Origin of the sequence: Shewanella atlantica, assembly GCF_003966265.1 — a bacterium.
GTDB classification, from domain to species: Bacteria; Pseudomonadota; Gammaproteobacteria; order Enterobacterales; family Shewanellaceae; genus Shewanella; species Shewanella atlantica.
This window is the reverse complement of record NZ_RXNV01000029.1, coordinates 1-11,768: the sequence shown is the minus strand read 5'-3', so window position 1 is coordinate 11,768 and position 11,768 is coordinate 1. Positions and strand designations below refer to the sequence as shown.

Annotated in this window: 12 protein-coding genes; 7 read left to right on the top strand and 5 right to left on the bottom strand. The window is 43.2% G+C overall.

Translation table 11 applies throughout. The annotated features are described in order from the left end of the window. Positions 1-346 precede the first annotated feature (346 nt). On the bottom strand, positions 347-1,753 hold the full coding sequence (locus EKG39_RS23055; protein ID WP_126508301.1) for an MATE family efflux transporter: 1,407 nt from the start codon (positions 1,751-1,753) through the stop codon (positions 347-349). Positions 1,754-1,902: 149 nt separating this feature from the next. Here EKG39_RS23055 and EKG39_RS23050 point away from each other — a divergent pair, with 149 nt between their 5' ends. Together EKG39_RS23050 and EKG39_RS23045 are read left to right on the top strand one after the other, a co-directional pair. Continuing rightward, positions 1,903-2,793, top strand: a complete 891-nt coding sequence (locus tag EKG39_RS23050) for a LysR family transcriptional regulator (protein ID WP_126508300.1) — start codon at positions 1,903-1,905, stop codon at positions 2,791-2,793. Positions 2,794-2,881: 88 nt separating this feature from the next. Beyond that, on the top strand, positions 2,882-3,253 hold the full coding sequence (locus EKG39_RS23045; RefSeq protein ID WP_126508299.1) for a nuclear transport factor 2 family protein: 372 nt from the start codon (positions 2,882-2,884) through the stop codon (positions 3,251-3,253). Between the two features lie 86 nt (positions 3,254-3,339). Here the strand turns inward: EKG39_RS23045 and EKG39_RS23040 are convergent, their stop codons facing one another. Beyond that, positions 3,340-4,182, bottom strand: a complete 843-nt coding sequence (locus EKG39_RS23040) for a 23S rRNA (adenine(2030)-N(6))-methyltransferase RlmJ (RefSeq protein ID WP_126508298.1) — start codon at positions 4,180-4,182, stop codon at positions 3,340-3,342. A gap of 182 nt (positions 4,183-4,364) precedes the next feature. On the opposite strand from EKG39_RS23040, the gene EKG39_RS23035 reads away from it, so the two are divergent. From EKG39_RS23035 to EKG39_RS23020, 4 genes are all read left to right on the top strand, one after another. Further along, positions 4,365-5,144 carry a class I SAM-dependent methyltransferase gene (locus EKG39_RS23035; RefSeq protein WP_126508297.1) on the top strand — a complete coding sequence of 260 codons (780 nt, stop codon included), beginning with the start codon at positions 4,365-4,367 and terminating at the stop codon, positions 5,142-5,144. A 190-nt stretch (positions 5,145-5,334) separates the two neighbouring features. Next, positions 5,335-5,934, top strand: coding sequence for a TnsA endonuclease N-terminal domain-containing protein (locus tag EKG39_RS23030; protein WP_185817698.1), 600 nt, complete (start codon positions 5,335-5,337; stop codon positions 5,932-5,934). Beyond that, on the top strand, positions 5,927-7,780 hold the full coding sequence (locus EKG39_RS23025; RefSeq protein WP_126508295.1) for a Mu transposase C-terminal domain-containing protein: 1,854 nt from the start codon (positions 5,927-5,929) through the stop codon (positions 7,778-7,780). Before EKG39_RS23030 ends, EKG39_RS23025 begins: the two co-directional genes overlap by 8 nt. A gap of 2 nt (positions 7,781-7,782) precedes the next feature. After that, positions 7,783-8,781 (top strand): TniB family NTP-binding protein, encoded by a 999-nt coding sequence (locus tag EKG39_RS23020; protein WP_126508294.1) that lies wholly within the window; start codon positions 7,783-7,785, stop codon positions 8,779-8,781. 71 nt (positions 8,782-8,852) lie between these two features. Here the strand turns inward: EKG39_RS23020 and EKG39_RS23015 are convergent, their stop codons facing one another. Further along, complete coding sequence (locus tag EKG39_RS23015; protein ID WP_126508293.1) at positions 8,853-10,241, bottom strand: DEAD/DEAH box helicase; 1,389 nt, start codon at positions 10,239-10,241, stop codon at positions 8,853-8,855. 1 nt (position 10,242) lies between these two features. Further along, entirely contained in the window at positions 10,243-10,770 is a 528-nt protein-coding gene (locus EKG39_RS23010) for a hypothetical protein (RefSeq protein WP_148103070.1), read from the bottom strand. Positions 10,771-10,989: 219 nt separating this feature from the next. On the opposite strand from EKG39_RS23010, the gene EKG39_RS23005 reads away from it, so the two are divergent. Further along, positions 10,990-11,307 (top strand): helix-turn-helix domain-containing protein, encoded by a 318-nt coding sequence (locus EKG39_RS23005; RefSeq protein ID WP_126508291.1) that lies wholly within the window; start codon positions 10,990-10,992, stop codon positions 11,305-11,307. Positions 11,308-11,467: 160 nt separating this feature from the next. Here EKG39_RS23005 and EKG39_RS23535 read toward each other — a convergent pair. Beyond that, on the bottom strand, positions 11,468-11,768 hold a 301-nt coding region (locus EKG39_RS23535), incomplete at its 5' end, for a hypothetical protein (RefSeq protein WP_221767391.1).

Below are 11,768 nucleotides of genomic sequence, written 5' to 3'. Positions count from 1 at the left end.
AGCCTACGTTAAACGGGTGAAGATCTTACTCGAACGATACCGCAAGCCGGGGTAAGTCGTTTTAGTGGCTGAGTGCTTAGGCGATAATCTCCTTCCTTAGGATCCCGCTCCAATACCTTCAAAGACTCAAGCCTACGTAAAACGGGTGAAGATCTTACTCGAACGATACCGCAAGCCGGGGTAAGTCGTTTTAGTGGCTGAGTGCTTAGGTGATAATCTTATTCCTTAGGATCCCGCTCCAATACCTTCAGAGACTCAAGCCTACGTTAAACGGGTGAAGATCTTGTTGGAGCGATATCGCAAGCAGGGATAGCCACACTTCAATCTCTTATTCACCATGAGTAGCTTAAGCAGTGGCCAGACTTGCTATCTGCTTATGCGAGGTTGCCGCATTCATGTGACGCCACACCATAGGGGCAACGATAATAAACATCACCACATTAGAGAGTGGCATTGCTATCCATACACCATATATTCCCAGCCATTTAGGTAATATGTAGAGGAAAGGCAGCTGGATAAGCATATTGCCCAAAGAGATGGCTAACGATTTCCCGCCTTGATCTACTGCCATAAAATACATGATTGCTAACACCACTAACCCATCGAGAAACATACCAAACAGATGTAGGTGAATGCCGGTGATGGTTTCCCGTATCAGCTCTGGATCGTCGCTGTTAAATAACCCAATCATGGTTTCGGGGAACAGGTTAAGTATCGCGGTCCAGCTAATGCCTATGGTGAGTGAGACCGTTGCCGCCAACAGCACCATTTTCTTTATATTATGGGGCTGTGTCGCTCCTAAAAAGAAGCTGACCGGAGGTTGCATACCTTCACCAATGCCTTCTGCAATGAAGTAGTAGAGAACCATCAGATAACCGACAATGGTAAAGGCCGCAACGGTTAAGGAGGTGCCATATTCCATAAACAGACGGTTATGTAGCGCAAAGACAAAGCTGGTGTAGATATACATAACAAAACTCGATGATCCCAGCAGCAGAATCCTTCCGGCCAGCTTGGTATGAAAACTTGGACGATATTCGGACAACTTGAGTTGAGTTTTAGTCGAAAGAAAATAGGCGAAGCCGCCAACACAAACTGACAGCTGCGCTGATACGGTTGCGAGCGCGGCTCCCTTCAGCCCCATGTCGAATTTAACGATGAGCAGGTAGTCTAGTACGATATTCATGCATGCTCCGGTGACCATCAGCGCCGTCGCTATGTTCGGACTCTCATCGTTACGAACCAACATGGGCAGGGCGGATGCAAGAATAGTGATCACTGCGGTCCATACGAAAGCAGAGATATACTGCTGTGCTAATACTAAGGCTTGATCTTCTGCGCCCTGAGCAAGCAGCAGGTCGGTGCCGTTTAGAAAGAGCAGGTATGAAAGAATAGCTCCAAAGCCTATGGACAAACCCATAGCCGTGTATAGGATTTTTGCTACTCCTTTATCAGCGTTGCCAGCCTCTATTGAGCCTCGCTGGCTTGTCGAGCTTCTTCCGCGACTGCCTGAGATGAGGCTGCCAGCGCCCATCCCAATCATTAAGCCCACACCAGCAATCACATAGATAATGGGCCAGGCGACATTGATGCCCGCCAAGCCCTGATAGCCCAGATAGTGTCCGATAAACATACCGTCGATGATCTGGTATAACCCGCTCACTAGCATGGCAGCTATCGAAGGGATAGCGTAACGCCAAAAGGTGCGCTGTATTGAGCGATCTGAGGTTATATCCTGGATGTTGGCTTGCATAATCTTTTTTGGTACTTATTTTCTGGTACTTAGCGGAGGCCCGTAGGATACTCTCCATAAGCGGATTGATTAAAGTTGATACCTATCCGAATTTCGGATGGTTGTCTCATATGGTTGTCTCATATGATTAGTGTGTTAATGGAGAAGTTATGAATTGGACTCTGGCGCAGTTAGAGGCGTTTGTGCTGTCGGTTAAGTGTGGATCATTTTCTGCGGCAGCACGAAAACTAGGCCGTGCGCAGTCAAGGGTGAGTACCGCTATTTCGAATCTGGAGGCCGATCTCGGTTTTGAGTTATTTGACAGAACTGCCAAGTTGCCAGTCCTAACTCAGCATGGCGAGGATATGTTTGTTGAGGCGCAGGCCGTGCTCGAACAGTGTCAGCGACTGCAATCGAGGGCATTGACGGTGACCACCGGAGAGGAGATAGCGTTAACCATTGCTATGGATGAAGCCGTGCCAATTAATACGTTCGAATCATTGATTGAGCGAGTCGCTCAGCGGTTTCCCTTGCTTAAGCTCACCATAATAAATGGCTCTCAGGATGATATTGCTCAATGGGTCGATGAGGGCAAGGCGGATATGGGGATACTGTTTTATGTTAAGTCTTTTTCTGACTCGTTAGAGTTTATGTCTATTGGTCAGTTTTATCACTCATTGATCGTGTCGCCTAAGCATCCGCTATCTAAGATTGAGTCCCCCACAATTGCAGACCTTAACCAATATCGTCAGTTGGTTATCCGCGACCGAGTCGGAAGCAATCAGGCTAAGGCTTTATCGGCTAATCACTGGTATATCGACAGCTACTACTACATCACAGCCTTGGTTATCAGAGGCCTCGGTTGGGCATTGGTGCCCGATCACCTAGCTAATTCGGAGTGGTACACAGATGAGGTCATTGAGCTGTCGACAGAAAATATTCCCGATCCTCTGCTGGTTGAGATGGGGGTGGTAAACCGGCGTGACAGAGCCTGCGGGCCTGTGATGGAGTGGATATTCCTGGAAATAGAATCTATGTTTAAGAATCGACTCATTACCTAATTTTTTGTGCTAAGTTATTATTAAGGCAGTAATTGTCGATTGATATTTTCGCGTATCTATGCGGTCAGTCTTGCAGGGAGGAGAGTGTATGCACACCAGTTTGAAGAAAAAACTTGTTGAGCTGGAGCTTTATCTTCTTAAGGCCGATGTGAGGGTGTCGATTCAGGATCTGGATCTGCTTATCCATGACGATTTTCTCGAGTTTGGCGGTTCGGGAATAAGCTTCGGCAAGAAAGAGGTGTTAGAGCAGCTCCCCCGGGAGAAGTGCCCCGAATTTTCAGCCTCCGCATTCGAATTGAGACATCTCTCTTGCGATGTTGCTCAGCTTGTCTATAAGGCAACGATGAAGAAACCCGGTGAGTTTATCACCCGTTACTCCCTACGCAGCTCGCTATGGAGAAAAAGCCAGGGGCGTTGGCAGATGATCTTTCATCAGGGCACGCCATGCGAACCATTTTGAATAAAGAATTGATAATATATATAAAAAGAGCCGGCAAAGCCGGCTCATTTTTTGGAATGCAGAGTAACTAGCCACAAGCTAGAGGCTTATTCACCGACCTCTAATGTCATCGTGACCTTACCGCCGCCTTGATTCAGTAGTGGTGAGAGGTAATCTAATATCTCTTTTGCCGCCTCATCGAGTTTCCACGGAGGGTTGATAATCCAAAGGCCTGCTGCGGTCATACCAAACTCATCACTATCGGCTCTTACTGACTGTTCGATACGCAGCTGATTTTTAATGCCACTCTGGGCAAGTATTTTCAACATGCCTTCGGTTTGGGCACGGTTAACCACCGGATACCAGAGCATATATACACCCGTGGCGAACTTTTTATGGGCCTTTATAATCGCGTTAGGCACATCCTGGTAATCGGTTTTCATCTCGTAGCTTGGGTCTACCAAGATAACGCCGCGTCGCTCACGAGGTGGAACCGCTGCGATTAACCCTTTTAAGCCATCGTCTTTGACAATGCGAATATATCTGTCACCGGAAAATTGCTCTTCAAGCTGAGCATGATCGGCACCATGAAGCTCATGCAGTACCATGCGCTCTTTTTCATAGCTGTTCATATCGACAAAAGCGGGTGAACCAGGGTAGAAAGAGAGCTCCGGTTTACCTTGGTTGAAGTGAGTGACATCAGCAATATACTCAGTTAAAGGCTCAGGTAGATCCTCTTTTCCCCATAGCTTAGCGACCCCCTCTAAGTATTCTCCGGTTTTCTGGGAGAATTCATCGCTTAGGGCATAACCGCCCGCGCCTGCATGGGTATCAATATAGGCGAAAGGTGTCGGCTTTTTATGCATTAGTTTAAGTACCTGCAATAAAACAGAGTGCTTTAATACATCGGCATAATTTCCGGCGTGATAGCCGTGGCGGTAACTTAGCATGAAAGATCCAGTGAAAATGAAGAGAAAACAAATTAGCGCTATTTTAGCACAGTTTCCATTGTGGTTAATGCACTCTGCACATTGATGACGTGAAGGCTGGTGGAGGGAAGATGTAAGCCGATGTATTCACCGGGCGGTGCTTTTGGCATAATGGGCTGATAACCGTCTGATTACGAGCCCACGTGACCCAAGTTAAGCAATCATTACCGCCGATAGGCATCTTCTTTAATGCTCAATACCCTTCTTTGGAGGCTATCTGCCAGCGTTGGGGGCTCGTTTTTGATAAAACAGCCACTTTTGAGCTGGTTTTCGAGAATAACACTTTGATTCTCAATAAGCGTGATGAGCCAAAACTGAAGGGAATTAGTGTCGATTTTGTCTCTGGTGCCGTGGCACATCGCCGTAAGTTTGGTGGTGGGCGAGGGCAATCAATAGCCAAAGCCGTGGGTCTTAAGCAAGGGGTGAACCCCAGTGTTGTCGATGGCACCGCAGGCCTTGGTCGTGATGCCTTTGTCTTAGCTAGCCTGGGCTGCAATGTCACTATGGTGGAGCGAAACCCTGTGGTTGCCGCTTTGCTCGAAGACGGCTTGCGCCGCGCCTATGAAAGCGAAGAGATAGGCGATTGGATGCGCGAGCGCATGACCCTGGTACATGGCTCGAGCCTCGAGTCCGTTATCGAGCTGGGTGAGGAGGTAGATGTGGTGTACTTAGACCCCATGTATCCCCATAGAGAGAAGTCGGCATTGGTAAAAAAAGAGATGCGCGTATTCCAGTCTCTGGTTGGTGCCGATCTCGATGCCGACGGACTTCTCGCGCCAGCCATGGCATTAGCCACTAAGCGCGTGGTAGTAAAGCGCCCCGATTACGCCGAAGATCTAGATGGCGTAAAGCCTTCCATGGTCATAGCAACCAAGAAAAACCGCTTCGATGTGTATGTGAAAGCTGCGATGAAGGCGGGTTAAGCGTCCCCAATTAAATACACCTAGGACTTTGTTGTTTGAAGGATAAGTCAGCATAAATTACATATAAGTCTGCATAACGACAAATAAGTGTGCATAATTTGAACTGTAAGTTTACATAGTGTAGTGTTTATTTGTCATTTAACTACATCTGAGTGTTTTTATGTATCAAAGAAACATAAAGCATTCTCGCGTGAAGAACCTCTTTAAGTTCGCTAGTTTAAAGAATCGTGCTTCGTTAACGCTAGAGTCTTCATTAGAGTTTGATGCTTGCTTTCATTTTGAATACAGCAAGTCGGTGTCTGCCTTTGAAGCACAGCCTATTGGTTTTTATTACCAGTATTACGGTAAGTCCCTTCCTTATACCCCCGATTTTCTGGTCTCAAGTGCAGATGGTAAGCAGATCTACTATGAGATTAAGTATTCAAAAGAGGCTCGTGATCCAGAGGTAAAGCACAGGTTTAAGCATAAACAGCAGTCTTGTGTTGAGCTTGGTATAGTACTCAGATTGATCACGGAACGACAGCTGCATAAAGGCCCACTCCTTAATAACCTTAAACTGTTACACCGCTATTCTGGAGATTCAAAATACAATACTCAAATTGAATGGGTATTGTCATTGGTACGTAAGCTTGGTGTCGTGACAGTGCGTGAGTTACTTGATGAATCCAAGTTAACCCAAGGGCAACTTAATAAACTGGTTCTAATTGGTGCATCACAGGGGCTAATACAGTTTGACTTAGATGCGACTCCTTTTGGTTTAGATACTGAACTCTCTATCGCCCATGGATGAAGATACTGACCTATTTAGGGATGAAATCGATGAGTTCGATTCTGAGGTTTTTAGTGTAAAAACTGATGCCAAATTCTCGATTAGTATTAATGCTAGTAAATCTCTCGAGATGTATGATCAACCTATTCAATATGAAACTAAAAAGCGTTTGCACTACATCAGGTTTATTGATAAACGTATAGATGGAGGCTGGACCCAGAAGAATATAGATCCACTACTGGCACAGTTGACCTCCTATGATAATGAACCTAAGCCAAAGTGGCGTGCTATAGCAGCTTGGTATAGTAAATATAGGAAATCTAATTTCTGCATAACTGCACTTATTCCCTCCCATGGTAAAAAAGGTAATAGAGCCCTTAAAAATAGCAGCGGTGATTTTTATTTTAATAAAGCATTAGAAGATAAGTATTTGCGAAAAGAGCGTCCAAGTGTCGCAACTACCTACCGTTACTATTGTGATCTAATTCAAGTCGAAAATAGTCGTTTGGTATCAGGGGAAATAACCCCTCTTTCTTATACAGGCTTTAATGCACGTATTAAAAGTTTGGAACCCTATGATGTTGACTTAGCGCGTTTTGGTCGTAGCTATGTCCAAAAAAAATACAAGCTAGGTGATAAATTTTCAGAGCCAACCAGTGTCATGGAGCGAGTAGAGATAGATCATACGGTACTCGATTTCACTGTATTAATGGAAGATAACCAGATCGTGATTGGTCGGCCAACTATTACCGCACTCGTGGATTGCTACAGTAGTTGCGTTGTGGGTTTTTACGTCAGTTTTAATGAGCCTAGTCATTTATCTATTCGAGCAGCATTAGTTAATACGATGCTGAGTAAAGATGATGTAATTAATAGTTTTTCAAGTATCAATGCTGACTGGCCTTGCCATGGAAAAATTGAGCTCTTAGTCGTTGATAATGGGGTTGAGTTTTGGGGGGATTCGTTAGAGTCTGCTTGTAAAGAGCTTGGTATTAACACGAGTTACAATCCCGTTGGCAAACCTTGGAAAAAGCCCAAAGTGGAGCGGTTCTTTGGAACATTAAACACAGAGTTTTTAGATTCGCTGCCAGGAAAAAACTTTAGAAGCATTGACGCCAAAGGGGATTATCAACCAGATAAAGAAGCTGCCATTAGTTTTAGTTTATTTAATGAATTACTGCACAAGTGGATTATTGAGGTTTATAACCAAAAAGCAGATGACCGAAAAACACGAGTGCCAATTGCAAAGTGGTATGAAGGCGCGTCAGTTTATCCACCGATTGAATATGCTGGTGACGATCAAGAACTCCTGTGCGTCAAACTAGGAGTTTTAGACACACGTTCTATTTCAAAAGATGGTATACAGTTTTTGCACTTGCGGTACGATTCACCAGAGTTATTGGAGTATCGAAAATACACGCCAGTTGCCTCTAAGCGTGGTTTGAAAGCTGATATAAAAATTAATCCTCACGATTTAAGCTACATCTATGTGTATTTAGAACAGCAAGAATGCTACCTCAAAGTACCCGCTAAAGATCCCGATGGCTATACCATTGGTCTCACGCTAACCCAACATAAGGTCAATATTAAAAATCGCCGAAGAAACGTTACCGACTCTCAAGACTCGGTATCGCTTGCGAAGAGCCGGTTAGAGATTGAACAGATGGTCAATCAAGCACTGGTGAATAAACAAAAGCAAAAAGGAATGAAGAAGTTAGCAAAATATCAAGGCATAGACAGCAATACAGCTCATTCAACGGTACCAGTGAATACCTCACAAGCTTTACCATCTGCGAAGGCGCCTAAAAATGATAACAATGGCATCGACACCTTTGATTGGAATAGTGATGACATAGAGGCGTTTTAAGTATGGATATAATGGCTACAGCGACACAGTTTTCCTTATGTTATATAGAGCACGATCATGTGAAAGATATAATGGGTGAGCTTGACAGTTTAAGAGCTCGACGTTTGATCTCGAAAGATCAGCAATGCATCTTGATTACGGGTGAAGCTGGAACAGGGAAAAGTGCTTTGATTGACCATTACAAGGACAAGGCATTAGCCTCTCAACTAAGTTGTAGACAAACGCCAATATTAGTAACTCGTATATCTGCTAAACGTGACCTAGATAGTACTCTAGTTCAAATGCTTCATGATCTTGAGCTATTTGGTACTAGTCAATACAAGCGCCGGGGCTTTGCTACAAATCTAGAGCAGAAGTTAGTCAATGCCTTAAAACGCACTAAGGTTGAGCTGATTATTATCAATGAGTTTCAAGAGATACTCGAATATAAAAGTAAGCAAGAGCGTCAAGCTATTGGTAACTCTCTAAAATACATAAGCGAGGAGGCTCAAGTTCCGATAGCTTTTGTAGGAATGCCATGGGCTGAGCAAATTTGTGAAGATCCTCAATGGGAATCTCGTCTTATTCGTAGACGAAAATTGACTCATTTTCATTACATCGACAAAGTTAAAAGAAAATACTATCTCAGCTATATCAAGGGTTTGGCTAATCGTATGCCTCTTGCATTTCCGCCAGATTTTGCATCTCCAGATCTCTCTGCTCGTTTATTTGCCGCAAGTAACGGGGAAAATCGTTTATTAAAAGAATTATTAATAGAAGCGTTAATTTTTGCATTAAACCAAAAGAGTAATACGATATCTAAAACCCACCTAGTATCAGCTTACTCAAGGCTGTTTCCTGAACAACCCAATCTGTTCGAAATTCCCATTGAAAATTTGAAGTTTAAAGAGGTTGAAAGTGCTTCACGCATAAACTCTGATATGCAAACTGTTGATCAGCTTACAATAGGTCCAAAGTATACTAAGCCGATGGCGCTCAATGATATCTTGAGTTTGAAGTAATGAAGGAGAGGATTTAGTCGTTTGGAGAATGCCTTAAAACTAAACTTATTAATCTTGGCTCAGCTACTCAGTTAATGAGCATCAAACATCCTCACTATTTGTTCTTTGTATCCGCCTAACAAGGCTAAGTTGTAGTGATTTTCTTGCTCAATATCAGATAGGTGTGACTGTATACTCGGTTTGCTTGATAGCGATAAATCTGAGATTTGCAGATTGGCACTTTCGTCATGGTCAATTTCGGTTGAGCTTGAGTTATTTGGTAATGCCAAATTTATTGGTTGTTGCTCTTTTTGATTAATAACCACTGGCATTTCGGGCAGATCTTGACCGATACGGTATGCAAATTCAGTAAGGCTAGCTTCAGCTAAGGTGAATAACCAAGCTTGTTGAACTTCAGCGGAAGTGACTCTTAGTATTCGTCCTAATACTTGTCGATAATGCATTTCAGTTTTGATACCGCTCAGATGACAGCAAACTTGAAGCCTTGGAATGTCAGTCCCTTCAGAGATCATACCGACACTGACTATCCATTGAATATCGCTTTCTCTGAAAGCTTTAATGGTGTGTGAAGGGCGCTTCAATTTGGACGTAACGATACATGCCGTTTGCTGAAAATCGTCAATGAGCGTTTGATAAAGCTGTTTAGCGTGCTTAATAGATGAAGCAACAATAAGCCCGCCTGCAAGGGGAATAGTTTTACGTATATCTTTTAGTTTACCAACGCCTTGTTTAAGCATGTAGTGCGTGATGTGCTGATTATTTAATAATGCTCGATAACTGTAACTAGAGCCTTCCAAAAGAGCTGCTATAGACGTAAATGTTTCAGATTCTTCATTAATATCTAATTTGATTTCTTCATTATCGATCAGTGTAATATGAGGTTGTCTGCATACACCATCGGCAATAGCCTGTTTTAAGCCATAAATAAAATCACAGTGGACGGTATTGTCGGGCTCCGTAAATCGCGATAGAACAATCGGCGCAGAATCTGAACGCCAAGGGGTGCCTGAAAGAGCCAATGTATATCTAGCCTTATTTTGGATGTTGAGGAGAACCTCTTCTCCCCAAGCATTAGCCTCATTAAGTTCAGCTCCTTTCAAATGGTGCACTTCATCCATAATAACCAAAACATTATGACTATGTAGAAGCTGCCAGAAATCGGGCGTTAAAGAGGGCATCGATTGGTAGGTATAGACACTTCCTATTGACCCTATTAAACCGTCAAAACGTTTTTGTAATCGACGAGAAAAAGTAGAACGGATGCTTTCATTGACCTCAGATGATGGTGAGAAGCACAAAACAAAATCAATAGTTCCCATTTCGATGAGTCTTGCCGATAGCTCTGCAGCCATGACGGTTTTACCCGCTCCTGGAGTCGCTAAGCACATAAAGTGACTTTGTGATTGATAGAGACTAAGCGCTTTGTAAACGCAAGCTTGCTGCCATGACCTGAGTTTCATGTCATAACTCCTCAAGGGCGTTTATACAGGCTTCTATGGCCTTAATTTTACCAACGATTGATGAACTTAAGTTACGCGCTTCCATATAGCGGGAATATAGGGTTGCTTTAGTTTCTGGATATTCGGTAAATAGCCGTTTAAATTCCTCAGCTTCTCCAATGTGTTCAAGCAGATCAATTTGATATTGGTTGAGTGTGGCTTTGAGTTTCTGCAATTGAGCACCCTCGGACTTAACTTCGGTCACTTGCGAAGTCTGACTTTGTGGTTTACTTGGGCACAGACGACTATCATCAAAGGCTAGGGTCTTAGTAAATAACACCTTTTTGCCATCACTGTGCTTTTCTAGGAAGCCGATTCGGCACAGTTTGTTCAGTGTTCTATGCACTAGTTGGCTTGTTTCTTTGTTTTTTCTATTAGGTACTTGCTCTATGAACATTTTTTTTAGTTCGATAGCAGTAAATTCAGTTAGTGTTGTAATTTTCAAAATACCAATAAGTATTTCGTTTACACGGATTTTTGATTGGGTCACGATTTTACCAATTATTAATGATTTCAATGTGTAATGAGCCATTCCGTGACATTTTTATAATTAATATCCTCTAACTATTTTCCCTTTTATCAGTTCAGGCCTCATCGAATTGGGTTAAAACTTGACAATGCGGCCCAAAAAGCTAAGGATTCCTTAGTATACCTTAAGTGAAAAAACTAAGACAATCTAAGTTATCTAGGATCAGACAATAATGAACTCGTGTCAGAAAAGCAGATCAATCCACTGCCGCTTAGGCTTAAGCAGGCAAGAAAAGCGACGGGCATCAGCCAAAAACAACTGGGCATTCAATTAGGAATGGAACCTGGTACGGCAAGCGCACGCATGAACCATTATGAGAAGGGAAAGCACACACCCGACTACGCTACGCTAAAATCGATGGCTGACGAATTAGGTGTGCCAGTGGCTTATTTTTTCTGTGAGTCAGAAAGCACAGCAGAGTTGCTGTGCTTGCTTGAAAAGATGACGGAGGAAGAAAAGGCTAAGTTAGTGAAGCAGGTAAGACAGATTGAAACCTAATCTAGCTCTGGTACCTAAGAGATTTTGTTCTTGGCTAAAACTCATGTTAACCGGTAACATTTATAAGCTCCAAGTGTAGGAGAGCTATATAGGGTAGTGTTTACTGTCTTGAAATTTATATCTGCTTCATTTAAAACAGTTTGCTGCTATCGAATTAGTGCTATATAGCTTTCGCTACAGCATTGGTAACCAAGCGAATACCAGATTGACGGGCAGCTATGAGCGTAATAAAAGTGAATAGTAATAAAATTATAAACACTTCATTAGTCAATGTTCCTAGTAGTTCAGGATCTCCCCATAACTTCCAGCATGCTGCAGATATCAAAATAATCACCAAGCCTGTTAGTTTGCATCCAAAACTGATCCACTTTCCCCTTAATTTGCATTGAAAACTGATCCACATATTTAATACCTCCTGCCACCCCTGAGCAGGAGAATGTGGAGTGATAGATGTGTCATTA

Coding starts and splice junctions, on each gene's coding strand:
- EKG39_RS23055 (WP_126508301.1), bottom strand. CDS start 1,753: ATGCAAGCCAACATCCAGGATATAACCTCAGATCGCTCAATACAGCGC.
- EKG39_RS23050 (WP_126508300.1), top strand. CDS start 1,903: ATGAATTGGACTCTGGCGCAGTTAGAGGCGTTTGTGCTGTCGGTTAAG.
- EKG39_RS23045 (WP_126508299.1), top strand. CDS start 2,882: ATGCACACCAGTTTGAAGAAAAAACTTGTTGAGCTGGAGCTTTATCTT.
- EKG39_RS23040 (WP_126508298.1), bottom strand. CDS start 4,182: ATGCTAAGTTACCGCCACGGCTATCACGCCGGAAATTATGCCGATGTA.
- EKG39_RS23025 (WP_126508295.1), top strand. CDS start 5,927: ATGGATGAAGATACTGACCTATTTAGGGATGAAATCGATGAGTTCGAT.
- EKG39_RS23020 (WP_126508294.1), top strand. CDS start 7,783: ATGGATATAATGGCTACAGCGACACAGTTTTCCTTATGTTATATAGAG.
- EKG39_RS23015 (WP_126508293.1), bottom strand. CDS start 10,241: ATGAAACTCAGGTCATGGCAGCAAGCTTGCGTTTACAAAGCGCTTAGT.